Here is a 26,593-nt window from a genome sequence, read left to right as displayed (position 1 = left end):
CCGGCAAGAGCAAATTTTTAATTTCTGGGCGTTTTTTTAATTAATATAAACAGCGCCCACCCCCCCGGCACCCGTTTCAGCCCAACAAAGGCCCAAACACCCCCCCCCCCCCATGTCTCTCGGTTTTTTTGACTATTTTCTTCTCTGGGTCCGTAACCCCCCAGACACATGAACAATAATTTATCCGCCATGCCGGACAGAACCAAAATCAACCACTTCCGGCTGATTCTCCAGATGTTCCCCGATATGCTTCTCCATCCACACCATGTCATACCAACGGTGAAACTTATATCCACACTTATGAAACCTTCCCACCATCTGATATCCCATTCTTTCATGAAATCTCACACTGTCGTCGGTCAGATAGCGGTCTTCGGATGCCGGGTACGCGATGCAGGCATTCACATTTACGATGTTCATCTTCTTCAGTTCGCTCTCTAGTGCCTGATACAACTTCCGTCCGATTCCAAGCTTCCGTTTATCCCGTTTCACATAAACAGATACTTCGACCGCCCAGTCATATGCTTTCCTTTCATGAAACGGTGAAGCATAGGTATAACCGACAATATCCTCTCCCTGCATCGCCACCAGATAGGGATAGCGGCACAGAGTTTTCCGGATTCTTGCGGTAAATTCTTCTACTTCAGGCACTTTATATTCAAAAGTGACTGCCGTTTCTCTGACGTAAGGTTCGTAGATCTTCAACAATTCCTCTGCATCCTCTTCCCGCGCTGTGCGGATCGTAATACTATTTTCCATAATACTGTTCCTTTTTCTTCCTTACTGGATTCCAAAATATCGGTCCATTCCATTCGCGACACCGGTCACGATCTGGTTCTGATATTCATCCGTTGCCATCCGTTTATCTTCCTCCGGATTCGTCATATACCCCATCTCGAAGATTGTGGTCGGCACTTCAGCCCAGTTGATCCCGCTCATCGTGTCCGTCTCCCAGACCCGTTCGATTCTTGCACCTGTCGCCTCGACGGCACAGTTCAGAATACACTCCGCCAGATTCCTGCTCTGTGAATAAAGTGCGCCGTTATACGGGTTTTCCGGAGTCTGGCAGATCGTCATCATCCCCTGTGCACTACCGGAATCAGAACCGTTTGCATGAATACGAATAAAGGCATCCGCCCCGTCCTCATTTGCCATCTTTGCGCGCTCAGCATTGGAAATGTTTACGTCGTTCGTCTCGCGGATCATCAGCACCCGATACCCACGGTTTAAAAGCTCATCCCTGAGTTTCAGAGAAACCTGCAACGTCAGTTCGTACTCAGGAATTCCTGTTACAATGCCGCTTGTTCCGCCTGCAACCTTTGCCTTGGTCTGGGAGGCTCCCGGCCCGACCGGCTCCTGTTCGCTGTTTCCCTGCCTCTGATGCCCGGCATCAATAGCGATCAGATATCCGTTCCTCGGATTGGTTTCCGGTGATTCCACATCTGCCTGCCCGCTGTCTTCTCCGGGCTCCGGCTCAGTTTCCGGTTCAGAGTCCTTCCCGGAGTCTTCCCCTTCTCCTGCCTGCGGATTCTCTGTGCTTTCTTCCTCTTCTATTTTCTCTTCTGTAATTCTCTGCTCCGTTTTCTCACTTTCAGGCTCATTTCCTGTGTCTGTCTTTTGGCAGCCGGCGCCAAGCAAGGTAAGTGCCAGCGCCAGAATCAATAATTTCTTCCCTTTCATTCTTGTCTGCTTCCTTTTACATGTTATATGACATCCGTCATTTCACATTTTGATATTCTTTGATTATTTTCATAATCTCCTTCCATCATAAATTGCTTTTCTTCTTCTGTCAATTCCATATCTTCGGTTGACGGAAGGGACTGAAATAGTATATATTTTTATTAATGGAGTTAATGAAAAACGCTGAGGAGACATGAACATGGCAAAATCAGAAACTACGAAATACCGACTGGCCGAATCCATCAAACAATGTATGAAGACCACCTCTGTCGATGACATTACTATTCGTCAGATCGTGGAGAACTGCGGGCTGACACGCCAGACCTTTTACCGCAATTTTCTTGACAAATATGACCTGATCAACTGGTATTTTGATAAGCTTCTTCTGAAATCCTTTGAACATATGGGAAGCGGCGAGACAATATTTGAAGGACTGAAACGAAAATTCGATTACATACAGGAAGAGCGGGTATTTTTCGCTGCTGCTTTCCGGTCCGATGCGCAAAATTCTCTGAAAGAACATGATTTCGAACTGATTTTAGAATTCTATTCCGATCTGATCCGAAGAAAGACCGGTCATGCTCCGGACAGCGAGATCCGTTTTCTTCTGGAAATGTACTGTCAGAGCTCCATTTACATGACGGTCAAATGGGTGCTGAGCGGCATGAAATCAAGCTCCGAAGAACTGGCACGCATGCTGGTAAAAGCCATGCCCGCCAGACTTGAGAAACTGTTTACAGAGCTGGATGTTTTATCATAACATACTGTTTTCAAAGACTTTCTGAAAAATAAATTCCAGAAAGTCTGCCTACTGATTGGAGGAGTAAAACTCTATCCACGCATCGTACATTTGCTCTGCATTTTCACATTGCCCCAGCTCCTCGGCAGCTGTATTTCCTGAAATATCCCAGACTAAATACATAGCAAGATAATCAATCAGACCACTGTACTGTCCATTATGATGTCCTTCAAGCAGCACAGGGATTGCATCTTCTCCCAGAGACTTTATATTTTCATAGTATTCATTATCCATATAGTCAAAAGGATTACTGCTGGTGGCATCACCCGTACTTACGCAGCCCTGCAAATTTTCCATAATCAATCCTTCTAATTCATTTTCACAGATGTCCTCACCGGCTGTTTCTGTATTTTCTATCGAACTCTTGGCATTTCCGCATCCTGATAAAAACGTAACTGCACTAACCAATATGATTATAAAAAACTTTTTCATTATTTTTCATGCACCTTTCTCCTGACGATGAAAAAGCACACTACCTGCATGGCAATCGTCAGAATCCACGATACAGGATAAGAGATAAACAGCACCGAAAGGGACCTGTAACGTGGGAAAATGCCAAATATCCACACAATTCGGGTTCCTACAGTTCCAACGATAGAAAGCATCATCGGCGCTGCGGAAAATCCCATGCCGCGCATGGCTCCCGGAAACAGATCCATAAATCCGCACAGAAAATAAGTAAGTGTTGTATACGAAAGGATCTCCATTCCACAGCGGATCACTTCTTCATTCTCCGTATAAATTCTTAGAATCTGACTGCCAAATATGTAAGATCCTCCTCCAAGTACCAGCGCAACAATCATACTCAGAATCATACAGTCCACCAGAATCTTATCCATTCGCTTCCATTTTCTGACTCCGTAATTCTGGCTTGTGAAACTCATGCATGCCTGCGTCACCGAATTGACCGACACAAAAAGGAATCCCAGAATATTATTTGCCGCCGTATAACCTGCCATTGCGATCGAACCGAACGAATTCACCGAGGACTGCAGAAGCACATTGGAGAAATTGATGACCGTACTCTGTATCCCGGCCGGCACACCTACCTGGAATATCTGTTTCAAATAGCAGCCCTTCAGCATGAGTTTGGAGAAGCGGAACTGATAGCTTCCTTCTGACCGATATAGACAGCGCAACACCAAAATACAGGAAATCATCTGGGAAAACACGGTCGCAATCGCAACCCCCGCAACGGCCAGATGGAACACGATAACCAGAATCATATTCAAAACCGCATTGATCACGCCGGATATGATCAAGAAGATCAGAGGACGTTTTGTATCGCCGACCGCCCGCAAAATGGCTGCCCCGTAATTATATAACATAAAAAAAGGCATCCCCAGAAAATAGATACGCATATAAAGTGTGGACTGCTCGATAACGTCTGCCGGTGTCGCCATCAGCTCAAGTGCAAATTTTGAAAAAAATATTCCCACAAAGACCATCACGATTCCGCTGATTGCGGCAAATGCGATCGAAGTATGAACCGTTTCCGACATCTGCCGGTCTTTTCCCGCGGCAAAAAACCTGGCAGCCAGTACATTTGTCCCAAGTGAAATCCCCATAAACAGATTCACGAACATATTGATCAGCGCTGTGGTCGAGCCGACCGCCGCCAGTGCCTGACTTCCCGCGAATCTCCCCACCACAATGCCATCTACCGCATTAAACATCAGCTGCAGAATCCCGGAAAGCATAAGCGGCAATGAAAAAGAAACCAATTTATCCATAATGGTGCCATTACACATATCAATCTCATATTTATTCTTATTCAAATCCTCATCCCCCTTTACCACTAATCACTATAAGTCAATTCTTCGGAAATGTCAATTTTCCCCGGAAGCCCTTTCGGCTTCATTTCAGAATTTTTCAAGATAATTATTTGTCAAAAGTTACAGATTCTTCATTCTGTAACTTTCTTTCGGAGCCAAATATTGTTAAAATAATATCAGAAATAAAAAGTAAAGGAGAAATTAAAAATGGCAAACAGAATTATGTTGAATGAAACTTCTTATCATGGTGCAGGTGCTATCGCTGAAATCGCAACAGAAGCAAAGGCACACGGATTCAAAAAAGCATTCGTATGCTCAGATCCGGACCTGATCAAATTCAACGTTACTTCCAAAGTAACAGATATTCTTGACAAAGAAGGACTTGCTTATGAGATCTATTCTGACATCAAGGCAAACCCGACCATCGAGAATGTTCAGCATGGTGTTGCAGCTTTCAAGGCATCCGAGGCAGACTACATCGTTGCAATCGGCGGCGGTTCTTCTATGGATACTGCAAAAGCAATCGGCATCATCATCGCTAACCCGGAATTTGAAGATGTAAGAAGTCTGGAAGGCGTTGCTCCTACCACAAAACCATGTGTACCGATCATCGCAGTTCCTACAACAGCAGGTACCGCTGCAGAAGTAACCATCAACTACGTTATCACAGATGTTGAGAGAAAGCGTAAATTCGTTTGCGTAGACCCACACGATATGCCAATCATCGCAATCGTTGACCCGGATATGATGTCTTCTATGCCGAAGGGACTGACCGCATCAACCGGTATGGACGCTCTGACACATGCAATCGAAGGTTATACCACCAAAGGCGCATGGGAAATGACTGATATGTTCCATCTCAAAGCAATCGAAATCATTTCCAAATCGCTCCGCGGCGCTGTTGCCAACACCAAAGAAGGCCGCGAAGGAATGGCACTCGGCCAGTACATCGCAGGTATGGGATTCTCAAATGTTGGTCTTGGAATCGCTCATTCTATGGCTCACACTCTGGGCGCTGTTTATGACACTCCGCATGGTGTTGCCTGCGCAATGATGCTCCCGATCGTTATGGAATACAACCAGGAATGCACCGGCGAGAAATATCGTGAAATTGCTCGCGCTATGGGCGTAAAAGGTGTAGACGAAATGTCCGAAGCAGAATACAGAAAAGCTGCGATCGATGCAGTACGTCAGCTCTCTGAAGATGTTGGAATCCCAGCTAAACTGGAAGCCATCAAAGAAGAAGATCTTGACTTCCTGGCCAAGTCCGCTCATGCAGATGCATGCGCACCTGGGAATCCGAAGGATGCTTCTGTAGAAGATCTGAAAGGATTGTTCCGGAAGGTTATGTAGGGGTTTTAGTCCGCCGCAGGGAGGGTGTGAAAGGAGTCGCTCCGAGGCTCTACTCCCTGCGACTTGTGAACTCGAAGATGTAAACAGAATCCCGGTGTAGTCGGCAAATGTGCCTCCTGCACCGGGATTCTGACATCTTCGGTTCCCAATTCTCCGGTCGTGCCGCTTAACCTCCGCTCCTTCCTTTCACACCCTCCCTACGGCTCACTCAAACTTCCTATACATCGAATAGGGGCGATGGGGGACGCCTTTGCTGCGCTCGGCTGGGATTGGGAGTTTTATGGGGAGAAGCTTCAGGTGCTTAGGAAGAAGAGGAATCTGACTCAGGAGCAGTTGTTTGTATCGCGGGCGGCGATTTCGAAATGGGAAAATGGACGGGGCTTTGCTGTTCTGGGATTATGCCAGCTGATTCGCAGGAAAAGTCTGTTCAAAGTGGATCAAGACATCCTGGCCGGTCTCCTCCTCTCCGCAACCCTGGTCAGCCTCTATCACGATCTCTTAGAACTATCATCTCAAACCAAACATTAACCCTCCCCCCATACAATTCCCAGTGACAGGCAGCCCTCCTAGGCTGCCTGAATGCGTCCCTTCCACACCCACCAAGTTCTCCCATCTTGAACCTACCAGGAATCAGGCATACTCTGAATGCGCCTCCGGCGCGTCGGCGCATTCAGAGTATGCCTGATTCCGTCCCTCAAGACAAAGAACAAACCTCCTCTGCCAGCTCCCATATCTCTTCCCGTCCCTGCTTCGTCTCCGCAGAAAACGGAATCACAACCGTCCCCGGCTGAAGCTTAAGTCCTTCCTTGATTGCTTTCACCTGCTTCTGGATCTGACTTCTCTTGATCTTATCCAGCTTTGTCGCAATAATGATCGGGTTGTATCCCTGCGCCACGATCCAATCGTACATCATCTTATCATTCGCTGAAGGATCATGCCGGATATCAATCAGCAGAAAGACCGCTTTCAACTGTTTTGATCCGTGCAGATACCGTTCGATCAGCTGTCCCCACTGGATTTTTTCCTGTTCCGATACTTTCGCGTATCCATATCCCGGCAGATCCACCAGATAGACCGCTTCATTGATATTATAAAAATTAATGGTCTGCGTCTTTCCCGGTTTTGCCGAAATGCGCGCATACGCTTTCCGGTTCATCAGTGCATTGATGAGGGAGGACTTTCCTACATTTGACTTCCCTGCAAATGCGATCTCAGGCAGCTCATTGTCCGGCAGTTTACTGGTGATTCCGCATACTGTCTCCAGATTTACATTCTTAATAACCACTCTCCATTCACCTCCCTATTCCGCACAGATTTCCGACCCTGCGCAAACATCCTTCTCATAACAGTCTTCTACTCCTTCGCAGGCATCCTTTTCCACACAAATCGCGTGTTCCAGCACTTCCCTCATATGGGCCACCGGTATGATTTCCAGTCCTTTTGTAATCTCTGAGGAAATCTCTTCCACATCTTTCGTATTTTCCTTCGGCACGAGAACCGTATGGATTCCTGCGTTCTTGGCCGCCAGAAGTTTCTCCTTGAGCCCGCCGATCGGTAATACACGACCACGCAGTGTAATTTCACCGGTCATCGCAAGATCTGCGCACACTTTCTTCCCGGTGATGGCGGAGAACATCGCCGTGGCCATGGTAATTCCGGCTGACGGTCCGTCCTTCGGAACAGCGCCCTCTGGTATATGAATGTGAATATCATGTTTTTCAAAGAAATCCGCCGGTACATTCTGAGCCTCGCTGATGGAACGAATATAACTGATTCCGGTCCGGGCAGATTCTTTCATAACATCGCCGAGCTGTCCGGTCAGCATGATCTCGCCTTTCCCCGGCATTACATTGACTTCGATCTGAAGGGTATCACCGCCCACACTGGTCCAGGCAAGTCCACGAACGATACCGACTTCATCCTCTGCATTTGCCATCTGATAGGTATATTTCTCCTTGCCTAGGTATTTCACCAGATTCCTCTCCGTCACCTGGATTCGTTTCTTATCGTGTTCAAATATCTCTTTTGCTGCCTTTCTGCAAATATTTCCGATCTCACGTTCCAACTGACGCACGCCCGCTTCTTTCGTATAATTTCTTGCCATTTTCCAGACAACACCCTTGCTGATCGTAAGCTGGTCTTTGGTGAGTCCGTGTCTCTCCAACTGCTTCGGAATCAGATGTTCTTCTGCGATATGAAGCTTCTCGTTCTCTGTATAACTGCTGATCTCGATCACTTCCATACGGTCCAGAAGCGGCCTTGGAATCGTCTGCAGTGTGTTCGCGGTCGTCACGAATGTCACTTCGGAAAGATCCAGCGGAACTTCAAGGTAATGATCCCGGAACTTATTGTTCTGCTCACTGTCCAGCACTTCCAGCAGTGCAGAAAACGTATCACCTTTATAGTCTGTGCTGACTTTATCAATTTCATCCAGAAGCAGCAGCGGATTTTTCACACCGGCCGCCTTGATTCCGTTTGCGATTCTTCCCGGCATCGCGCCCACATAAGTCTTCCTGTGCCCGCGGATCTCCGCTTCATCGCGCACACCACCCAGCGAAATGCGGACATACGGCTTTTTCAGCGCTTTTGCAAGAGATCTTGCGATCGATGTTTTTCCGGTTCCCGGAGGGCCGACCAGGCAGAGAATCGGACTGTCTCCTTTTTTCGTAAGTGCACGCACCGCAAGAAATTCCAGCACACGCTCTTTTACTTCTTCCAGTCCGTAATGTTCTTCTTCCAGAAGATTCTTCGCATAGGTTAAATCCGTAAAGTCCTCCGCTCTTTTATCCCATGGCATTTCCAGCATCGTTTCAATATAAGTACGGACAACACCGGCTTCCGCTGGACTTTGCAGTGAGTTCTTAAATCTCCTTACTTCCTTGCGAAGTTTCTCTTTTACCTCTTCCGGCGCCTCCAGTGCCTCCACAGCATTTGCAAATTCCTCCGCATCCGAGAGTGTCGTATCATCGCCCAGTTCTTCGCGGATCAGCTTCAGTTCTTCCCGAAGTATATACTCTCTCTGATGCTTGTCAACACGCTCTTTGACTTTATTCTGTATCTCGTCGCGGATATTCATGATCTGAACCTCGTTGACCAGTTTAAATGCCAGAAGCTCGTACTGTTTCATAAAATCGGTTTCTTCCAGAATTTCCTGAAGATCCGTGTAAGCAATCGGCAAATTCGCCGCCACCTGATTTACCATTTTACGGAGATCTGTGATCTGCTGAATCTGGTTCACCATATCCTTAGTGATCTTCGGATTGCGCATCGCATATTCCACATACATTTCCCGAAGTCCCCGAACCATCGCTTCTTTATTCAGTTCACCGGTCAGAAGCGGGGTCTCTTCATCCAGAATCTTGATGTAGCCGCGCATATATGGATCACTGACCTCCAGATGTTCCAGAACCGCCCGCTCTTCTCCGGATACGAGAACCCTGATGATCTGCTTCGGCAGTTTAAGGATCTGCTTCACAGTCGCAACCGTTCCGACGCGATACAGATCCTTCATCTCCGGATTATCCACCTCAATATCTCTTTGAGCGATCAGGAAAATCTTCTGGTCTCCTGCCATGGCTTCCTGCACTGCCTCGATGGAACGTTTCCTGCTGATATCGAAATGTACCACCATTTCCGGCATGATCGTCATTCCACGAAGAGCAACCATGGGCATACTTGCCATTCTATTCATGTATTTCTTCTCTCCCTTTTATATACATTCAAACTGTTTGTAAAAAGGGTGCTTCAGGTTTCCCCGTCAGCACCCATATGTTCCGTATTTTTTGCATACGTACTGCTATGCACTTTCTGATTTTCTTTCTTCCTGCTGAAGCAGTGGTGTGTTCTTTCCAAGCACCGCTTCTTTCGTAATTCTGCAGTATTTCAGACTTTCATCGGATGGTGCATGATACATGGTATCCATCATCACATTCTCCATGATCGCACGCAGTCCTCTCGCTCCGGTATTACGCTTCAGTGAAGTATCTGCGATTGCCTCCAGCGCATCCTGGTCAAATTCCAGATCCACACCATCCAGTTCCAGCAGTTTCTGATACTGTTTTACAATCGCATTTTTCGGCTCTGTTAGTATCCGGATCAGCGCCTCGCGATCCAGCGACTCAAGCGCAACCGTAACCGGAACACGTCCTACCAGCTCCGGTATCAGACCGAATTTCACAAGATCCTGCGGAAGGATCTGTCCGAGAAGACGATCGATATTATATTCATGCTTTCCTGCGATTTCCGCACCGAAACCAATCGATTTCTTATCCAGTCTCTTTTCAATGATCTTATCGATTCCTTCAAACGCACCACCACAGATGAACAGGATATTGGTCGTATCGATCTGGATCAGTTCCTGATGTGGATGCTTTCTTCCGCCCTGCGGCGGAACATTGGCGATCGTGCCTTCCAGAATCTTAAGGAGCGCCTGCTGAACGCCTTCACCGGAAACATCCCTTGTGATGGAAGGATTCTCCGATTTTCTCGTAATCTTATCAATCTCATCAATATAAATGATTCCATGCTCCGCACGTTCGATATCACCGTCCGCAGCCTGGATAATTTTCAAAAGAATATTTTCTACGTCTTCGCCGACGTATCCAGCTTCAGTAAGAGCCGTTGCGTCAGCTATGGCAAATGGTACATTCAGGATCTTTGCCAGTGACTGTGCAAGAAATGTCTTTCCGCATCCTGTCGGACCTACCATAAGAATGTTACTCTTCTGCAGTTCCACGCCCAGGTCCTTCTCTGCCATAATTCTTTTATAATGATTATAAACAGACACAGACAGAACCTTTTTAGCTTCCTCCTGTCCGATCACATAGTCGTCAAGAAATTCTTTGATTTCTTCCGGCTTCAATAAATTGATATCTTCGTATTTTTCGCCTTCGTCATACTCCAGCTCTTCCTCAATGATCTCGGCACAGACATCCACACACCTGTCACAAATATACACTCCGTTCGGTCCGGCAATCATTTTGCGCACCTGAGCCTGTGTTTTATTACAGAAGGAACATCTTACGACATCATCATATCTGCCTGCCATATTTTCACCTCACACAATTCATACAAATCTCATATCCTGCCCCTAATCGGGCAAACTCTCCCGGTTTTTAAATTTAGAAATGGGAATGCCCGGTTCTGCGAACATTCCCACTTTCACTACCGGCTTGTCACAACCTTATCAATCAGTCCGTAAGCCACAGCTTCTTCTGCAGTCTTCCAGTTATCTCTCTCTGTATCTGCTGCAATCGTCTCATAGCTCTGGCCTGTATTCGCTGCCATCAGCCTGTTCATTCTTTCTCTAATCTGCAAAATATGCTTTGCATTAATCTCAATCTCAGTTGCCTGCCCCTGTGCTCCGCCTGACGGCTGATGAATCATAATCTCGGCGTTCGGAAGAGCAAAACGTTTGCCTTTGGTTCCTCCTGCAAGAAGAAATGCTCCCATACTTGCCGCCATTCCCATGCACATTGTGGACACATCACATTTCACATAATTCATTGTATCATAGATGGCCATTCCGGCTGAAATAGAGCCGCCCGGGCTGTTAATATAGAACTGAATATCTTTGTCCGGATCCTCCGCTTCCAGGAAAAGCATCTGTGCAACGATCACGCTTGCGGATGCATCATTTACTTCTGTGTCAAGGAAAATAATTCTTTCCTTTAAAAGTCTTGAATAAATGTCGTAAGAACGTTCTCCACGGCTTGTCTGTTCAATGACATAAGGTACTAAACTCATGTACACGCCTCCTGATTCTTCATTACCACTGCCGGTCGCAAGATGCAGCCAGCATTATAATACTCATTTATTTTACTACGGCATTCTCTACAACGAATGTAATCGCATCCTGAACTGCCATATCCAGTTTCATCTGTTCTTTTTCTCTGTCGCCCATGTATTCTTTCAGCTTATCAACTTCCATTCCGTAAGCTTCTGCCATCTTGGCAACTTCCTCATCCAGTCTCTCATCGGAAACTTCGATGTTCTCAGCACTTACGATTGCTTCGAGAACCAGTCTTGTCTTGATTCTCTTCTCAGCCTGCGGACGCATCTCTTCTGTCATCTTATCAACAGTCATTCCTGTGAACTGCATATACTGTTCAAAGGTAAGTCCCTGCTGCTGCAGTCTCTGAGCGAAATTATCAAGCATCTGTCTTGCTTCAGTCTCGATCATTGCTTCCGGAAGGTCCATCTCAGCATTTGCGATAATCGCATTCACTGCCTGGTCTTCCTGAGCTCTCTTGCCTGTGCTTTCTTTTTCTTCTCTCAACTTCTTCTCAACGTCAGCCTTGTATTCTTCCAGTGTATCAAATTCAGAAACTTCAGATGCAAATTCATCATCCAGTTCCGGAAGTTCTTTTGCTTTGATCTCATGAACGGTACATTTGAATACTGCATCTTTGCCCTTCAGATCTTCTGCATGGTAATCTTCCGGGAAGGTTACCTTAACTTCTACTTCCTGTTCCGGTTCAACGCCGATCAGCTGCTCTTCAAATCCCGGAATGAAAGAACCGGAACCGATGGTCAGAGGATAGTTCTCTCCTTTTCCGCCTTCAAATGCAACACCGTCAACAAATCCTTCAAAATCAAGAACTACTTCATCCTTATCCTGAACCGGACGTCCTTCTACTGTAATGGTTCTTGCATTCTTGTTCTGTTCTTCTGCCAGCTTCGCTTCTACTTCTTCAGCTGACACTTCTGTTGAGAAGCTGTCTACTTCGATTCCCTTGTACTGTCCAAGCGTTACTTCCGGCTTAACAGCTACTTCTGCGGTGAAGATAAATGCTTTGCCTTTCTCGATCTGTGTTACATCGATCTTCGGCTGAGAAACAATATCCAGTCCGCTTTCATCATATGCTTTTGCATATGCTTCCGGAATCAGTGCATTGGCTGCATCATCATAGAAGATCTCCGGTCCGTACATTTTCTCAACCAGCTGACGCGGAACTTTGCCTTTACGGAATCCAGGAATGCTGATCTTTCCTTTCTGCTTCTGATAAGCTTTCTGAAGTGCTCCTTCCAGTTCTTCTGCGGAAACTTCAATCGTAAGCTTTGCCATATTGTGTTCTAATCTTTCAACTTGTAAACTCATTACCATTTCCTCCTAATATATATATGTGAAAAGTCGGACAGACTTATCTACATTACACTCATTTTGATAGTATAGCATGTATTCTACAGTTTATCAAGTGCTAAAATCCTTACGATAAAGGTATTTATCTCATCTTCATCCATGGAAAGAGAGTCTCTCCCTTCTTTCGTGACGGTAAATGTATAAGTCTCCTTTTCCAGATAATCCATTTCGATATAAGATTCCTTCAGCAGCTCATATGAATTTATCAGATATTCACTCATCATCGCCTGCTGAATCTCCTCATCGGTTCCCTCATACTTTCCATTTTTTGCAGCCTGTTCGATCCGATCTGTCTCCTGCTGCAGTTTCGGAATAAATGTCGTAAATACATCGACCGGTTCATACTGTACTTCGACCTCAAATATGCTTCCGTTTTTTTTCTTTCCCTCGCCAACCTGATAACGCATCGCACGAAAAATCTCTTTTACAAGATAAGCATACGATTCCGTAAGTGTCTGCTGCGAGTCATCTGTCCCGGTCAAATAGTTCTCCACAAATGCCGTGATACCGTTTTCATACATTTCTTCAAGCTCCTTGTCGGAAGCTTCAATGAACTGTTTTGCGCCTTCCTTCTCTCCCTGAAAAATGAGATCCAGATCAGCCTGCACATAAGCTGACGCATCCTCTGCATTTTGGGAGCATCCTGTCATTCCCGAAGCCAGTACACAGATCAGCATAATCACAGCCAGACATCTGCGTTTGTAGCCTTTCATCTATTTCCTTCCTTCATATACGATCTGCTTCGCAATTTCATCCGCCTTCTCACGCCCACGAAGTACCTCCACAAGTGCAAATGCAAAATCCAAAGAAGCGCCCATTCCACGTCCCGTAATCACATTTCCATCGATCACTGCGCCCTCGGCAACCGTCTCTGCCCCCACAAGCCCATCTTCCATAGATGGATAGCATGTAGCTTTCTTTCCCTTCAGCAATCCCATTCCTCCGAGAATCGTCGGGGCAGCACAGATCGCGGCAAGATACTTTCCTTCCCGGGCAAATTGCACGATCAGTTTTGCCAGTTCCTTATACGCTCCAAGATTTCTGGTGCCCGTAAGACCACCGGGAAGTACCAACATTTTTGTCTCAGAAAAATCTGCTTTTTCAAATTTCTTGTCTGCCTTCACAAGAATTTTATGAGAACCTGTTATCTTCTTTTTTTCCATAACAGAAACTGTCTCTACACTGATTCCGGCTCTGCGCAGGACATCCACAACAGTCAGACCTTCAATTTCTTCAAATCCATCTGCGAGAAATACACAAACTTCACTCATCTTTTAAACCATCCTTTCCGGAAATAACACTCATAATTCATACTCAACACTTAGATTCTAACAGACGCCTTCAAAAAAAGCAATTCCTGCTCTTGTAAAGTTCCTCATATTTCTTTATACTATTATTAAGCATCATGTGACGGGATCTGATCCGCCGCACGATCAGCAAAGGAGTTTGATCTGTTATGGAAATCGAAAGAAAATATCTGGTCAGAGAACTTCCCGATGATTATGAGCGCTACCCACATCGCTCACTGGAACAGGGATATCTCTGTACAGATCCGGTTGTTCGTGCCCGCAGGGACGGGGATGATTACATCTTGACCTACAAGTCCAAAGGCTTCATGGTCCGCGAGGAATACAACCTCCCACTTACCAGGGAGTCCTACTTACACCTTATTTCGAAGGCTGACGGCCGCCTCATTTCAAAAGAGCGCTATCGTATTCCTTTTGACGAGTCACTTACGATTGAGCTGGATGTCTTTAAAGGTGATCTTGCGCCTCTTATTCTTGCAGAAGTAGAATTTCCGGATGAAGCTTCCGCGAATTCTTTTGTACCACCTGCATGGTTTGGCGAAGATGTGACATTCCGGAAAGAGTATCATAACAGCTTTTTAAGCAGTCAAGATAAAGCGCAAATTATGTAATATAAATGTTACATATCAATTTTCGTTACATTTTGTTGCTTACCACCATTTTCAGTATAAAAACTGATATACTTTTGAGTATGAGCGGGGATTTCAGGGGAACGGAGGTAAATCTGGCAATGCCTAACATTCAACTTTCTAAGAATTTGCGGACGCTTCGCAAAGCACATCATTTGACACAGACACATCTAAGCGAAATACTGAATATTTCGAGACAGGCCTACTCTAATTACGAAAACAATAAACGTACTCCCGATTTGGATTCTTTGATACATCTGTCTCAACTTTATCAGGTGAGTCTGGATCAGCTTGTGAATTTTAATATTGGCAGCAAAATAAAAAAAGGCATAATACCTGTTGTTTCTGCCATGGATATAGCAGCCAAAAATACATTGTATCTGACTGATTCAGAAACAAATCTGGTTATGAAATTTCGTGACCTTCCTTTTAACAGTCAGAAAGTGGTGCTCGGTTTTCTCGATTCGCAAGTGGCACATAAGTAGAAGAGGCTCTGAGCCAAAAAGCTCAGAGCCTCTTATTCTTTTCTTTATACGATTCAATCTTATATTCAGTGATACCCCGGAATAAATTAGTCTTCCAGACCAAATCCGTCATGAACGGCGATCAGCGCTTTATCCGCATCTTTTTCATCAATCAAAACGGTAATCCGGATCTCTGATGTAGAGATCATGTTGATATTGATATTGGAATTACAGAGTGCTTCAAACATGGTCGCTGCCACACCCGGATTGCTGAGCATACCTGCACCGACAATTGAAATCTTTGCTACCTTCTCATTATGTGTAATCTCCTGAATCGTCAAGGCTTCTTTTCTCGCTTCCAGAACTTCCAGCGTCTCCTTCAGATCATCCTGTGAAACCGTAAAGGAAATATCCTTCGTTCCTTCCCGTCCTACAGACTGCAGAATAATATCGACATTGATATTATGTCTAGCCAGTAAATTAAAAATTTTAAATGCAGTTCCAGGTTTGTCTTCAATTCCGATCACTGAAACGCGTGCTGTATTTTTATCCGCCGCAACGCCGGTAATTAACATTTTTTCCACTTTCACTACCTCCTTGACCACGGTTCCCTCTTCTGTATTCAGGCTGGACCGTACTACCAGTTCTACACCGTATTTTTTCGCCATCTCCACCGAACGGTTATGCAGGACCTTAGCTCCTGAAGTAGCAAGCTCCAGCATCTCATCGTATGTAATCTCTTCAATCTTTCTGGCATTTGGAACCACTCTCGGATCCGCTGTATAGACACCGTCAACATCTGTATAAATCTCACATTTATCCGCATGCATCGCTGCCGCCAGGGCAACGGCCGTTGTGTCGGATCCTCCTCTTCCGAGCGTGGTATAGTCATCGTATTTATTCACACCCTGGAATCCGGTCACGATCACGACCTTCCGGTTCTCCAGTTCGTGGCGGATGCGATCCGTGTCGATTCGTTTAAATCTTGCATTACCGTTTCTTGAAGTGGTATGCATCTGCACCTGAAATGCATTCAGTGAAATAGCCGGAACCTGCAGGAACTGCAGCGCCATTGCCATCAATGATACCGATACCTGCTCCCCTGTAGTGAGAAGCATATCCAGCTCTCGTTTTGACGGGTACGGGTTGATCTCGGCTGCCTTCTCCAAAAGTTCATCCGTCGTATCTCCCATTGCAGAAAGTACCACAATGACATCATTACCCATCTGATACTCTTCTGCGCAGCGTCTGGCAACATTAAAAATACGCTCTTTATCAGCGACTGAGCTGCCACCAAATTTCTTTACTACCAGCATAATTTCCTCCTACTCTCCCAGCAAGTGATCGATCAGCCGGAAACCTTCTTCCCATACGATTCCACTTACCCTGGCATTCTTCTCATTATATGTATCCAATCCGTTTACTTCTTTCGTGCTGTCATATAGCAAATACGGAACCGGATCTCCTGTGTGTGTCCGAACTCGGATCGGTGTCGGATGATCCGGGAGAATCAACAGACGGAAATCTTCTCCGGCTTTTTCAAGCCCTCTTACGATTACATCAATGACGTTCTGATCCAGATTTTCAATGGACTGGATCTTTTTCTCCATGCTGCCCTGGTGTCCCATTTCATCCGGGGCTTCCACATGAACATAAGCGAAATCATATCCATCTTCTGTAAGTGCCTTCACCGCTGCCTGCGCTTTACCCACATAATTCGTGTTCAGACCGCCGTTCGCACCTTCTACGATGACACGGTCCATACCGGCACCCACGGCAATTCCTTTCAACAGATCCACCGCAGAGATCATCACGCCTTTTTTACCGGTCTTTCCTTCGAAAGAAGTCAGCGCCGGACGTGTTCCTGCTCCCCAGAACCAGGCAGAGTTGGCCGGGTTTAGCCCTCTCTTTCTGCGTTCCACATTCAACGGATGGTTTTCCAGAATGTCATAACTTTTCTTCATCATTTCACGGAGGATCTCTTCTTTCGGAAGATACTCGCCGATCTTTCTGGTCAACACATCATGTGGCGGAGTGAGTTCCACAACTCTGCCCTGCTTCCAGATCAGCAGATGACGATAGCTGGTTCCGACATAGAATTCAAACCCTTCTTTTTTCAGCCCTTCCTTTACAGCCTCCAGAAGGATGGCCGCATCGGCCGTACTGATCTCATCGGAGCTGTGATCCAGAATGGTACGATTCTCGTATTCGGTATCCTCCTCGGAAAGTGTTACAAGATTACAGCGGAACGCCACATCATCCGGCTCCATGTCCACGCCAATGCTGAGTGCTTCCAGCGGCGATCTGCCTGTGTAATATTTCCTCGGGTCATATCCCGCCACTGCAAGATTCGCCGTATCGCTTCCGGGTGCCATTCCAACCGGAACCATTCTCGCAATCCCCTGCTCGGACTTCGGCGCAAGCGCGTCCATTCTCGGCGTTCTCGCAGCTTCCAGCGTCGTTTTCTGCTGCAGTTCTTCCAGCGGTTCACCCGCCATACCATCACCTAATACAATCACGTATTTCATATCTAGCCCACCTCTCCAAAGTTGTCTTATTCTCCTACTCGTATCATATGCAGAATTTCTTCATAAGAATCTGCTTTCCTCTCATAGCATCCTTCTGTCATAACCGGTGTCACAACTCCAAACTCACCTGTCAGGCCTTCCGGCTGTACAAAAGTTACATCACCGAAATCTGCCAGGATTCGATTCTGAAGCTCCTCTTTATTTCCTGCCATTCTTACAAGAAATCTTCTGGATGTATCCCTGTGGTCTTCAAGCTCAAGCTTCTCTCCGGTCCAGAAGTTCATCACATCCTTATCCTGGTTCAAAGCAGCCGCAATCACATCCGCAACTACTGCACTTGCTGTTGGGAGCTTTCCTGCGCCGCTACCGTAGAACATCGCATCTCCAAGCATATTACCTTTTACAAATACAGCATTAAACACATCATTCACACTGTAAAGCGGATGCTCTGCCGGAAGCATCACCGGTGCCACACATGCCGACAAACGGTCTCCTTCTCTCTTGCATTCCGCAATCAGCTTGATCGTCATTTTCATTGCCTTTGCATACAGCATATCTTCCACTGTAATCTTGCTGATTCCTTCTGTGTAAATCTCTTCAAAATCAACCTGTTTCCCGGAAATAATGGAAGACAGGATCGCAATCTTACGGCATGCATCGTACCCTTCTACATCAGCGGTTGGATCTGCCTCTGCATATCCATTCGCCTGAGCTTCTTTAAGAACAGTTTCATAATCGGCTCCCTCGTAGAACATCTTAGTCATCATATAGTTAGTCGTACCATTTAAGATTCCTGCAATTTCTTCAATCTCATCAGCTGTAAGTGAGGATCCGAGCGCTCTTAGGATCGGAATACCGCCTCCTACACTTGCCTCAAAAAGGAAATTAACATGATTCTTACGCGCTGTGGCGAGAAGCTCCGCTCCATGCTTTGCCACTAAAGCTTTGTTTGAAGTAACGACACTCTTTTGGGCCTGAAGAGCCTTGCTTACAAATGTATTGGCAGGTTCCACTCCTCCCATCACTTCCACAACAATCTCAATTTCCGGATCATTCAGGATTACATTGTAATCATGTATGATTTTTTCCTGAATCTTCTGTCCCGGGAAATCCCTGAGATCCAGGACATATTTCACATCGATCTCTCTGCCTGCTCTCCTGGTGATCAGATCCCGGTTCACTTCCAGGACTTCCACAACGCCTGAGCCGACAGTACCATAACCTAATACTGCTATTTTCATATCCACTCTACTCCCTGCCAACAATTTTCAAATAATGCACGCCTTCGTGCTGTTCCAGCTCATCCACCATGTCTGACATATTACCGGTACCGGCCAGCACCTCCACGCTGAGCGTAATTGTCGCCACCCCGTTGATCGGAATACTCTGATGAATCGTCAGGATATTCGCTTTATACTCTGCCACCTTCTGAAGCAGTTCCGCCATTACCCCCGGTGTATCATCAAGCTGGATGACCATCGTGACCGTCTGGCCCTTTTCATTCTCATGAAAGGGGAAAATATCATCTTTGTACTTATAAAATGAGCTCCTGCTGATTCCGATCTCATCGGTGGCCTCCTGAATGGTCATTCCCCGATTCGTGGCGAGAAGTCGTTTGGTCTCCACCACTTTCAGAAGGACTTCCGGAATTGCTTTTTTCTTCACCACAAAGTATTTTGTCTTATCCATGATTGCTCCTTTGCTTCAGATATGCATTGATAAACGGATCAAGTTCTCCGTCAAGGACTGCATTTACATTTCCGTTTTCTTCTCCGGTCCTGTGATCTTTCACAAGTGTGTACGGCTGCATAATATATGACCGTATCTGACTTCCGAAATTAATGTCTCTTACTTCTCCCCGGATGTCAGACATTTTCTCTTCCTGCTCCTGCTTTTTCAACAGATACAGTTTTGCCTTTAACATCTGCATGGCTTTGTCCTTATTGAAAAGCTGTGATCTCTCATTCTGACACTGAACCACGATTCCTGTCGGAAGATGTGTGATTCTCACAGCCGATGATGTCTTATTGATATGCTGTCCACCCGCACCGCTCGAACGGTAGGTATCGATCTTTAAATCATCATCATTGATCTCAATATCTATATCATCTTCAATATCCGGTATCACATCGCAGGATGCAAAAGAAGTCTGTCTTTTGCCCGCAGAATTGAAAGGAGAAATTCTCACCAGACGGTGTACCCCTTTCTCCGATTGAAAATACCCATAAGCATTTTCGCCATTCACCTCAAACGTAATACCCTTTAATCCGGTAATATCACCGTCCTGATAATCCAATACCGTGATGCTGAACCCCTTGTCCTGAGCATATCGGGTATACATTCTGTACATCATATTTGCCCAGTCACAGCTGTCTGTTCCGCCGGCTCCCGCATGCAGTGTCACGATCGCATTGCAGCGGTCATATTCTCCGGACAGCAGCGTCCGGATCCGAAATGCTTCAAATCCTTTTTCAAACGCTTCCAGATCTTTCCGGATCACAGGAATCATCTCGGCATCCTCCTCTTCGTCTGCCATTTCCATCAGCATGACAATGTCATCATAAGATGCCGACATCGCTTCTGCTTCTTTGACAAATTCCTGGAGTGATTTCAATTCTTTCATAACCTTCTGAGACTCTTCTGCATGATCCCAGAACCCCGGTTCTTCTATCTTTCGTTCCAGTTCTTCGACCCTCTGCTTCTTTCCAGGCAGGTCAAAGTGAATCCCTCATTTCCTTCAGCGGTTCCTCATACGCATTTAATACGGTTTTAAATCCGTCTAATTCAACCACAATTTCACCTCTATTCTATATGTTCATGCCACGTCTTCTATTTTCTTCCACAGCACTGTTTATATTTCTTACCGCTTCCACACGGGCACGGATCATTCGGATAAATCTTCTTCTCTGTCCGAACCTTCGGCCCTTTTGCAACAGAATCATCCTTATTCGTTCCGGTCACTTTCGCAACCTGTTCTCTCTCGACTTTCTGTTCTACCTTAACATGGCAGAGCAGACGTACCGTATCTGTTGTGATCGCTCTTGTCATCTCGCCAAACATATCATATCCAAGCATCTTATATTCAACCAGTGGATCTCTCTGTCCATAAGCCTGAAGACCGATTCCCTGACGAAGCTGATCCATATCATCAATATGATCCATCCATTTTGCATCAATGACTCTGAGCAGGAATACCCTCTCCACTTCACGAAGATGTTCTGCTTCCGGGAATTCCGCTTCTTTCGCTTCGTATGCCTTGGCTGCACGTTCTTTCAGAAGATGCTTAAGCTGCTTCATTTCTTTGCCCTTCACGTCTTCTTCTGTAACTGTCTGGATCATCGGGATCACATCCTGAAGTTCTCTGTTCAGTGTGCCGATATCCCAGTCCTCATAATCCTGATCCGGGGAAATATTCGCATCTACTGTATTTTCAACAAAATCGGTGATCATATTGAAAATAGAATCGCGCATATTCTCTCCATCCAGAACGCGGCGTCTTTCTTCGTAAATGATCTCCCTCTGTTCATTCATAACCTGGTCATATTCAAGCAGGTTCTTACGAATACCGAAGTTGTTATTTTCAATCTTCTTCTGTGCTTTTTCAATCGCACTGGAAAGCATCTTATGTTCAATCTGCTCACCCTCTTCTACACCAAGCGTGGTGAAGACGCCCATCAGCTTTTCAGAACCGAACAGACGCATCAGATCATCTTCAAGCGAAATGTAGAATCTGGATTCACCCGGATCTCCCTGACGTCCGGCACGCCCACGCAACTGATTATCAATACGGCGTGACTCGTGACGCTCTGTACCGATGATCTTAAGCCCGCCCGCCTTTCTTGCTTCATCGTCCAACTTGATATCGGTACCACGACCGGCCATATTGGTTGCGATCGTTACTGCTCCGTGTTGTCCGGCCTGCGCAACGATTTCTGCTTCCATTTCATGGAATTTTGCGTTCAATACATTATGCTTTACACCTCGTTTAGAAAGCATCTTGCTGAGGAGTTCGGATGTTTCAATGGTAATCGTACCCACCAGAACCGGCTGGCCTTTGGCATGTGCCTCACAGATCGCATCAATAACTGCATTGAATTTTTCTCTCTTTGTCTTGTATACCACATCCTCCATATCAATTCTCTGAACCGGGAGGTTGGTCGGGATTTCAATGACATCCAGTCCGTAGATGTCACGGAATTCCTTTTCCTCTGTAAGAGCGGTACCGGTCATACCACTTTTCTTCTCATATTTATTAAACAGATTCTGGAATGTGATCGTAGCCAGTGTCTTGCTCTCTCTTCTGACTTTCACATGTTCTTTTGCTTCGATCGCCTGATGAAGTCCGTCTGAGTAACGGCGTCCCGGCATAATACGTCCGGTAAACTCATCTACGATCAACACTTCATTATCTTTTACCACATAATCCTGATCCCGGAACATCATGTAATGTGCACGAAGTGCCAGAATAATGTTGTGCTGGATCTCCAGATTTTCCGGATCCGCAAGGTTCTCAATATGGAAGAACTTCTCAACCTTCTTCACACCTTCTTCGGTCAGGTTGACGTTCCGTTCTTTCTCATTCACAATGAAATCACCGGTCTCTTCAATGTCCTCACCAAGGATGGCATTCATCTTGGAAAATTCACCGCTCGCTTCACCTTTCTGAAGCTGACGGGCAAGTGTATCACACGCCTCGTATAACCGGGTTGACTTTCCGCTTTGACCGGAAATGATCAGAGGTGTTCTTGCCTCATCGATCAGAACCGAGTCCACCTCATCAATAATGGCAAATTTCATGCCACGCTGTACGAGCTGTTCTTTATAGATCACCATATTATCTCTCAGATAATCAAAGCCCAGTTCGTTGTTCGTCACATAAGTAATATCACAGTTATAAGCTGCACGTCTTTCATTATTGTCCATGGAATTCAGCACCACGCCGACAGTAAGTCCCAGGAATTCATGTACTTTTCCCATCCACTCGGCATCACGCTTCGCCAGATAATCGTTGACCGTGACAATATGAACCCCTTCTCCGGTCAGCGCATTCAGGTATGCCGGAAGTGTAGACACGAGGGTCTTACCTTCACCGGTTCTCATCTCGGCAATTCGTCCCTGATGCAGGATAATACCACCAATCAGCTGCACCCGGTAATGACGCATTCCCAATGTTCTCACAGATGCTTCACGTACAACGGCAAATGCCTCCGGCAGGATATCATCCAGCGTCTCCCCTTTTCCCAGTCTCTCCCGGAATTCGCGGGTCTTCGCCTTCAGCTCTGCATCGGACAGCTTCTGCATCTCCGGTTCCAGTGCTTCGATATGATCTACAATCGGATAAATATGCTTTAATTCATTTTCACTGTGTGTACCAAATATCTTTTCAAATATACCCATTCTAATAACTCCTTATGCTAAATTCACTTCTGATTCAAGGACAAAAAAAGCTCTGTTTTTCATTTTATCACTATTTTCCTTATACTTCAATCTATTTATAAACTGTTCACAAACTCTTTTCTCAAAGTTCACACCTTATCATATCCGCATAAGGGATACTTCCACCGAATAGATCCAACGCACTTCCGATCGTGAAATCCAGTTTTCCGCCGCTAAGAGATCGGAATTCCTCCAGATCCTCTCTGCTTCCGATTCCTCCCGCATAAGTCACAGGACATCCGTCCCACTCTGCCAGAAGACGGACCAGCTCTTTCGCCACACCGGAAGCCTTTCCTTCCACATCCACACCGTGAACAAGAAATTCTGCACAAGAATCTGAAAGCTCATCCAGCACTTCCCAGGACAACTTCACATTTGTAAAATTCTGCCAGCGGTTCGTCACAATATAATATCCATCCTCTTTCTTCCGGCAGCTCAAATCCAGAACCACCTGCTCTTTTCCGACTGTATCCACAAGTTTTTTCAGATTATCCCTTCGGATTTCTCCATCACGGAACACATAGGACGTTACGATTACATGGCTCGCACCGGCCTCCAGATATTCCCGGGCATTCTCGGCAGTGATGCCTCCTCCTATCTGAAGGCCGCCCGGATATGCCTCGAGTGCTTTCATCGCCTGCTGTCGGGTCCTCTCATAATATTCCGACGACGGCGGATTCAGAAGAATAATATGTCCTCCCTCTAATCCGTCTCGCCGGTACATTCTTGCATAATGATCCGCCTCATAATGTGAGACAAAATTCGTTTTCGCCTGATCTCCTTCGTCCCTCAGACTACCTCCCACGATCTGTTTCACTTCTCCGTTATGTATATCAATGCATGGCCGAAACTTCATCGTTTCTATGCTCCTTTCCCATCTGTCATATGTACACTTGTACGCTGTACCCGCACATTGTTCTTATGCGAATATACCATTTCCCTTCTGAACTTGCAAGCATCCATCTGTTATTTATCCTGCTTTATCAAAATTTTCCCACTCCCAAACGGAAAAAAGACTGCACTTTCGCACAATCTTTTCTCCTGACATCTCTTATTATTTTCCTGAATTGTCCGACTGGCTGCGGCTGGTATTATTGGTATTGTTCGTTGTGTTATTCGTTGTATTGTTATTTCCATCGTTTCCCAACACATCATTTACACCATTCGCTACGCCGTCTGTCACATCGTCCACCGCATCCGCCGCATCGTTCACAAGATTATTTCCGTCACGATTATCTGCGTTTCCACTGGTCGCGTCGTTCACATTCGTCCCGTTTCCCGTTCCAGTTCCGTCAGTACTGCCGTTTGTGGTTCCATTTCCATTCGTATCGCCAAATTCATTGTTGGTTCCATCGGTCGCATTGTTGTTTCCACAGGCCGTGACAGATCCCATAGCAAATATGCAGATTCCAATCAGTAGTATTTTCTTAAAAAGCTTCATATTCAATTCTTCCTTTCTGTAAATGTAAAATTCAGGTTACTACTACTATTTACAGAAGCGAAAAAAATATGTATGAAAAATAATTTTAAATTTTTTCGATGATCTTACCGCTGCGGTATGCCTTAAGCAGTTCCTCCAGATCGGCGATCCGCTCACGGATACTATTTCCCACATCCGTATCTCCGACCGTCTTTCTGGAAACAACACGATTGATGATCACACTGTCCGAATGAATATCACGCTCCTTCTCAATAGCTGCCTCGGTTGATTCAAACGGCTCATGTGCCGCAAGGATCAGTCCATAAGAATTGTAGATAAGCGTATATCCTGCAATTCCGGTCTCTTTCTGGTAAGCCTTGGAAAATCCTCCGTCGATAACCATCACCTTACCTCCGCATTTCACCGGATTTTCTCCATTCTTTGTCTTCACAGGTACGTGACCGTTGATGATTCTCGATTTCTTTGTATCCATACCGAATTCCATGAGAACACGATCCATCACTTCTTCATTTTCCAGGAATGTATAATACGGATTTTTATGTTCCTTGTGCAGTTCTACTTCATTCAGAAAATACCGTTCAAATGTAGCCATCTTATCTTTTGCAAACAAAGGTGAATTCTCACCCTGCCAGATATACCACATCAGATCCCGCCCTTTTGCACGTTCCTTCGGATCAATTGCAAAAAATCCTTTTCTCACATAGGAATCCATAAAATCATACAACGCTTTTCCTTTATAGGTCTTGCCATAAATCGTTACTTCTTTCAGATTTCCGTCTTCTGTAAGCGGCACACATCCATGATACAGAAGATTTGAATTGTAGATCTTGTACAACGATCCTTTGCTAAGAAGAAATCGCATATGCCGCTGGAGTTTCTCACAGTTCTGGAAAGCTGAAACAAGACGTTCCATGATTTCCTCCTCTTCCGGCGACAACGCATACGGGTCAGCCGGATCGATCGTCGGGAAATAATCATCCAGCATGGTGTATTCCTTATCTTCAATTACAATCGTTCCCTTTTCATAATTGATCTTATGCAGGAAATTCCGTTTTTCAAATCCAAATTCCGGATATACTTTAGACATCTGTCCTTCAATCTTGAACTGAATAATTGAAATCGCTTTATGAAGCTTCATATTCAATTCCATTTCCTGAGCGCCGTCGGCACCGCTTCCTTTCAATTTAAAACACTCACACGGATCTTTCGCATATTTTTTCCACGCAAAAGTCGCAAGCGGAAGTAAATTGATTCCATATCCATCTTCCAGGATATCCAGATTACCGTATCTTGCACAGATTCGGATTACATTTGCAATACAGCATTTCTGCCCAGCTGCCGCTCCCATCCAGAGGACGTCATGATTCCCCCACTGGATATCTACCGAATGATGTTCCATCAGCTTGTCCATAATCAGATGCGGTCCCGGACCTCTGTCGTAAATATCACCGACAATATGAAGATGATCCACAACAAGCCTCTGAATCAGTTCACAAAGTGCTACAATAAACTCCTCTGCTCTTCCGATGCGGATAATGGTACTGATAATGGACGCATAATAAGATTCCTTATCTGCCAGTCCCTGCTTTTCTGTAATCAATTCTTCAATTACATAAGAGAAATCCTTCGGAAGCGCCTTTCTCACTTTGGAGCGGGTATACTTGCTTGCCGCTCTCTTACTGATCTCGATCAAACGGTAGAGCGTAATCTTATACCAGTCATCCATATTCGGTTCTGTCTCACGGATCTTTTCCATCTTCTCCCGTGGATAGTAGATCAGTGTTGCCAGTGTCTGCTTATCTCTCGCACTCATCGTGTTTGCAAACACATCATCGATCTTCCGCTTTACAGAACCCGATCCGTTTTTGAGGACATGATTGAACGCCTCATATTCACCATGCACATCCGTTATAAAATGCTCCGTCCCCTTTGGAAGATTCAGAATCGCCTGAAGATTGATGATTTCGGTTGAGGCAGCTGCAATGGTAGGAAATAATTCCGCCAGACGTTCCAGATATTTTTCTTTTAATCCACTCATTT

General features: G+C 45.6%; 25 protein-coding genes. 5 read left to right on the top strand and 20 right to left on the bottom strand.

The features are described 5' to 3' along the window. Positions 1 to 180: 180 nt before the first annotated feature. Both ACTNB3_RS11275 and ACTNB3_RS11270 read right to left on the bottom strand, forming a co-directional pair. Complete coding sequence (locus tag ACTNB3_RS11275; RefSeq protein ID WP_441018068.1) at positions 181 to 759, bottom strand: N-acetyltransferase family protein; 579 nt, start codon at positions 757 to 759, stop codon at positions 181 to 183. Positions 760 to 780: 21 nt separating this feature from the next. Next, on the bottom strand, positions 781 to 1,680 hold the full coding sequence (locus tag ACTNB3_RS11270; protein WP_441025708.1) for an N-acetylmuramoyl-L-alanine amidase family protein: 900 nt from the start codon (positions 1,678 to 1,680) through the stop codon (positions 781 to 783). 199 nt (positions 1,681 to 1,879) lie between these two features. Between ACTNB3_RS11270 and ACTNB3_RS11265 the strand changes: the two genes are divergently transcribed. Continuing rightward, the gene (locus ACTNB3_RS11265) at positions 1,880 to 2,440 is read left to right on the top strand and encodes a TetR/AcrR family transcriptional regulator C-terminal domain-containing protein (RefSeq protein ID WP_441018071.1); all 561 of its coding nucleotides are present in this window, start codon (positions 1,880 to 1,882) and stop codon (positions 2,438 to 2,440) included. A gap of 48 nt (positions 2,441 to 2,488) precedes the next feature. Here the strand turns inward: ACTNB3_RS11265 and ACTNB3_RS11260 are convergent, their stop codons facing one another. Together ACTNB3_RS11260 and ACTNB3_RS11255 are read right to left on the bottom strand one after the other, a co-directional pair. Next, positions 2,489 to 2,911: a hypothetical protein gene (locus ACTNB3_RS11260; protein ID WP_441018073.1), complete on the bottom strand. Its 423-nt coding sequence runs from the start codon at positions 2,909 to 2,911 to the stop codon at positions 2,489 to 2,491. Continuing rightward, on the bottom strand, positions 2,911 to 4,230 hold the full coding sequence (locus ACTNB3_RS11255) for an MATE family efflux transporter (protein ID WP_441025711.1): 1,320 nt from the start codon (positions 4,228 to 4,230) through the stop codon (positions 2,911 to 2,913). The genes ACTNB3_RS11260 and ACTNB3_RS11255 overlap by 1 nt, the downstream gene beginning before the upstream one ends. Before the next feature lie 231 nt (positions 4,231 to 4,461). On the opposite strand from ACTNB3_RS11255, the gene fucO reads away from it, so the two are divergent. Both fucO and ACTNB3_RS11245 read left to right on the top strand, forming a co-directional pair. Continuing rightward, on the top strand, positions 4,462 to 5,607 hold the full coding sequence (gene fucO / locus ACTNB3_RS11250; protein WP_427807347.1) for a lactaldehyde reductase: 1,146 nt from the start codon (positions 4,462 to 4,464) through the stop codon (positions 5,605 to 5,607). Positions 5,608 to 5,904: 297 nt separating this feature from the next. After that, complete coding sequence (locus tag ACTNB3_RS11245; RefSeq protein WP_441025705.1) at positions 5,905 to 6,135, top strand: hypothetical protein; 231 nt, start codon at positions 5,905 to 5,907, stop codon at positions 6,133 to 6,135. Positions 6,136 to 6,301: 166 nt separating this feature from the next. Here ACTNB3_RS11245 and yihA read toward each other — a convergent pair whose 3' ends face one another. From yihA to ACTNB3_RS11210, 7 genes are all read right to left on the bottom strand, one after another. Beyond that, on the bottom strand, positions 6,302 to 6,892 hold the full coding sequence (yihA, locus tag ACTNB3_RS11240; RefSeq protein WP_427820207.1) for a ribosome biogenesis GTP-binding protein YihA/YsxC: 591 nt from the start codon (positions 6,890 to 6,892) through the stop codon (positions 6,302 to 6,304). 15 nt (positions 6,893 to 6,907) lie between these two features. Then, positions 6,908 to 9,298 (bottom strand): endopeptidase La, encoded by a 2,391-nt coding sequence (gene lon, locus ACTNB3_RS11235; RefSeq protein WP_441018079.1) that lies wholly within the window; start codon positions 9,296 to 9,298, stop codon positions 6,908 to 6,910. Positions 9,299 to 9,403: 105 nt separating this feature from the next. Then, entirely contained in the window at positions 9,404 to 10,654 is a 1,251-nt protein-coding gene (clpX, locus tag ACTNB3_RS11230) for an ATP-dependent Clp protease ATP-binding subunit ClpX (protein ID WP_427807354.1), read from the bottom strand. Positions 10,655 to 10,770: 116 nt separating this feature from the next. Further along, positions 10,771 to 11,352 carry an ATP-dependent Clp endopeptidase proteolytic subunit ClpP gene (gene clpP / locus ACTNB3_RS11225; RefSeq protein WP_427807356.1) on the bottom strand — a complete coding sequence of 194 codons (582 nt, stop codon included), beginning with the start codon at positions 11,350 to 11,352 and terminating at the stop codon, positions 10,771 to 10,773. Between the two features lie 67 nt (positions 11,353 to 11,419). Beyond that, positions 11,420 to 12,706 carry a trigger factor gene (tig, locus tag ACTNB3_RS11220; protein ID WP_427820209.1) on the bottom strand — a complete coding sequence of 429 codons (1,287 nt, stop codon included), beginning with the start codon at positions 12,704 to 12,706 and terminating at the stop codon, positions 11,420 to 11,422. 83 nt (positions 12,707 to 12,789) lie between these two features. After that, entirely contained in the window at positions 12,790 to 13,461 is a 672-nt protein-coding gene (locus tag ACTNB3_RS11215) for a hypothetical protein (protein ID WP_427807359.1), read from the bottom strand. Beyond that, positions 13,462 to 14,019: a DJ-1 family glyoxalase III gene (locus tag ACTNB3_RS11210; RefSeq protein ID WP_441025701.1), complete on the bottom strand. Its 558-nt coding sequence runs from the start codon at positions 14,017 to 14,019 to the stop codon at positions 13,462 to 13,464. A gap of 185 nt (positions 14,020 to 14,204) precedes the next feature. On the opposite strand from ACTNB3_RS11210, the gene ACTNB3_RS11205 reads away from it, so the two are divergent. Both ACTNB3_RS11205 and ACTNB3_RS11200 read left to right on the top strand, forming a co-directional pair. Beyond that, entirely contained in the window at positions 14,205 to 14,666 is a 462-nt protein-coding gene (locus tag ACTNB3_RS11205) for a CYTH domain-containing protein (protein ID WP_427820210.1), read from the top strand. Between the two features lie 119 nt (positions 14,667 to 14,785). After that, positions 14,786 to 15,169, top strand: a complete 384-nt coding sequence (locus ACTNB3_RS11200; protein WP_441025698.1) for a helix-turn-helix domain-containing protein — start codon at positions 14,786 to 14,788, stop codon at positions 15,167 to 15,169. Positions 15,170 to 15,255: 86 nt separating this feature from the next. Here the strand turns inward: ACTNB3_RS11200 and ACTNB3_RS11195 are convergent, their stop codons facing one another. The 9 genes from ACTNB3_RS11195 to ACTNB3_RS11155 all read right to left on the bottom strand — a co-directional run bounded on the left by ACTNB3_RS11195 (position 15,256) and on the right by ACTNB3_RS11155 (position 26,591). Beyond that, positions 15,256 to 16,464 (bottom strand): aspartate kinase, encoded by a 1,209-nt coding sequence (locus ACTNB3_RS11195; RefSeq protein WP_427807367.1) that lies wholly within the window; start codon positions 16,462 to 16,464, stop codon positions 15,256 to 15,258. 9 nt (positions 16,465 to 16,473) lie between these two features. Continuing rightward, positions 16,474 to 17,676, bottom strand: a complete 1,203-nt coding sequence (locus tag ACTNB3_RS11190; RefSeq protein WP_427807369.1) for a cofactor-independent phosphoglycerate mutase — start codon at positions 17,674 to 17,676, stop codon at positions 16,474 to 16,476. 26 nt (positions 17,677 to 17,702) lie between these two features. Beyond that, positions 17,703 to 18,917 carry a homoserine dehydrogenase gene (locus ACTNB3_RS11185; RefSeq protein WP_441025695.1) on the bottom strand — a complete coding sequence of 405 codons (1,215 nt, stop codon included), beginning with the start codon at positions 18,915 to 18,917 and terminating at the stop codon, positions 17,703 to 17,705. Positions 18,918 to 18,924: 7 nt separating this feature from the next. Beyond that, positions 18,925 to 19,368: an ACT domain-containing protein gene (locus ACTNB3_RS11180; protein ID WP_427807455.1), complete on the bottom strand. Its 444-nt coding sequence runs from the start codon at positions 19,366 to 19,368 to the stop codon at positions 18,925 to 18,927. After that, a protein-coding gene (prfB, locus tag ACTNB3_RS11175) for a peptide chain release factor 2 (protein ID WP_427807372.1) occupies positions 19,358 to 20,468 on the bottom strand; the annotation gives its coding sequence in 2 pieces (ribosomal slippage) (positions 19,358 to 20,392 and positions 20,394 to 20,468; 1,110 coding nt in all). Before prfB ends, ACTNB3_RS11180 begins: the two co-directional genes overlap by 11 nt. Before the next feature lie 37 nt (positions 20,469 to 20,505). After that, entirely contained in the window at positions 20,506 to 23,073 is a 2,568-nt protein-coding gene (secA, locus tag ACTNB3_RS11170) for a preprotein translocase subunit SecA (protein WP_427820212.1), read from the bottom strand. A gap of 121 nt (positions 23,074 to 23,194) precedes the next feature. Then, positions 23,195 to 23,968, bottom strand: coding sequence for a phosphoribosylformimino-5-aminoimidazole carboxamide ribotide isomerase (hisA, locus tag ACTNB3_RS11165; RefSeq protein WP_427807376.1), 774 nt, complete (start codon positions 23,966 to 23,968; stop codon positions 23,195 to 23,197). Between the two features lie 198 nt (positions 23,969 to 24,166). Then, on the bottom strand, positions 24,167 to 24,553 hold the full coding sequence (locus tag ACTNB3_RS11160; protein ID WP_427807377.1) for a hypothetical protein: 387 nt from the start codon (positions 24,551 to 24,553) through the stop codon (positions 24,167 to 24,169). Positions 24,554 to 24,638: 85 nt separating this feature from the next. Continuing rightward, positions 24,639 to 26,591 (bottom strand): fructose-1,6-bisphosphatase, encoded by a 1,953-nt coding sequence (locus ACTNB3_RS11155; RefSeq protein WP_427807379.1) that lies wholly within the window; start codon positions 26,589 to 26,591, stop codon positions 24,639 to 24,641. Positions 26,592 to 26,593 lie beyond the last annotated feature (2 nt).

This window comes from Bariatricus sp. HCP28S3_D3 (genome assembly GCF_052065755.1).
In the GTDB taxonomy this organism is placed as follows: domain Bacteria; phylum Bacillota; class Clostridia; order Lachnospirales; family Lachnospiraceae; genus Allocoprococcus.
This window is presented reverse-complemented; position numbering and strand designations above follow the sequence as displayed.

Excerpts from the sequence above, each read along its gene's own strand:
- ACTNB3_RS11275 (WP_441018068.1), bottom strand. The coding sequence starts at position 759 with ATGGAAAATAGTATTACGATCCGCACAGCGCGGGAAGAGGATGCAGAG.
- ACTNB3_RS11270 (WP_441025708.1), bottom strand. The coding sequence starts at position 1,680 with ATGAAAGGGAAGAAATTATTGATTCTGGCGCTGGCACTTACCTTGCTT.
- ACTNB3_RS11265 (WP_441018071.1), top strand. The coding sequence starts at position 1,880 with ATGGCAAAATCAGAAACTACGAAATACCGACTGGCCGAATCCATCAAA.
- ACTNB3_RS11260 (WP_441018073.1), bottom strand. The coding sequence starts at position 2,911 with ATGAAAAAGTTTTTTATAATCATATTGGTTAGTGCAGTTACGTTTTTA.
- ACTNB3_RS11255 (WP_441025711.1), bottom strand. The coding sequence starts at position 4,230 with ATGTGTAATGGCACCATTATGGATAAATTGGTTTCTTTTTCATTGCCG.
- fucO (WP_427807347.1), top strand. The coding sequence starts at position 4,462 with ATGGCAAACAGAATTATGTTGAATGAAACTTCTTATCATGGTGCAGGT.
- lon (WP_441018079.1), bottom strand. The coding sequence starts at position 9,298 with ATGAATAGAATGGCAAGTATGCCCATGGTTGCTCTTCGTGGAATGACG.
- clpX (WP_427807354.1), bottom strand. The coding sequence starts at position 10,654 with ATGGCAGGCAGATATGATGATGTCGTAAGATGTTCCTTCTGTAATAAA.
- clpP (WP_427807356.1), bottom strand. The coding sequence starts at position 11,352 with ATGAGTTTAGTACCTTATGTCATTGAACAGACAAGCCGTGGAGAACGT.
- tig (WP_427820209.1), bottom strand. The coding sequence starts at position 12,706 with ATGAGTTTACAAGTTGAAAGATTAGAACACAATATGGCAAAGCTTACG.
- ACTNB3_RS11215 (WP_427807359.1), bottom strand. The coding sequence starts at position 13,461 with ATGAAAGGCTACAAACGCAGATGTCTGGCTGTGATTATGCTGATCTGT.
- ACTNB3_RS11210 (WP_441025701.1), bottom strand. The coding sequence starts at position 14,019 with ATGAGTGAAGTTTGTGTATTTCTCGCAGATGGATTTGAAGAAATTGAA.
- ACTNB3_RS11205 (WP_427820210.1), top strand. The coding sequence starts at position 14,205 with ATGGAAATCGAAAGAAAATATCTGGTCAGAGAACTTCCCGATGATTAT.
- ACTNB3_RS11200 (WP_441025698.1), top strand. The coding sequence starts at position 14,786 with ATGCCTAACATTCAACTTTCTAAGAATTTGCGGACGCTTCGCAAAGCA.
- ACTNB3_RS11195 (WP_427807367.1), bottom strand. The coding sequence starts at position 16,464 with ATGCTGGTAGTAAAGAAATTTGGTGGCAGCTCAGTCGCTGATAAAGAG.
- ACTNB3_RS11190 (WP_427807369.1), bottom strand. The coding sequence starts at position 17,676 with ATGAAATACGTGATTGTATTAGGTGATGGTATGGCGGGTGAACCGCTG.
- ACTNB3_RS11185 (WP_441025695.1), bottom strand. The coding sequence starts at position 18,917 with ATGAAAATAGCAGTATTAGGTTATGGTACTGTCGGCTCAGGCGTTGTG.
- secA (WP_427820212.1), bottom strand. The coding sequence starts at position 23,073 with ATGGGTATATTTGAAAAGATATTTGGTACACACAGTGAAAATGAATTA.
- hisA (WP_427807376.1), bottom strand. The coding sequence starts at position 23,968 with ATGAAGTTTCGGCCATGCATTGATATACATAACGGAGAAGTGAAACAG.
- ACTNB3_RS11160 (WP_427807377.1), bottom strand. The coding sequence starts at position 24,553 with ATGAAGCTTTTTAAGAAAATACTACTGATTGGAATCTGCATATTTGCT.
- ACTNB3_RS11155 (WP_427807379.1), bottom strand. The coding sequence starts at position 26,591 with ATGAGTGGATTAAAAGAAAAATATCTGGAACGTCTGGCGGAATTATTT.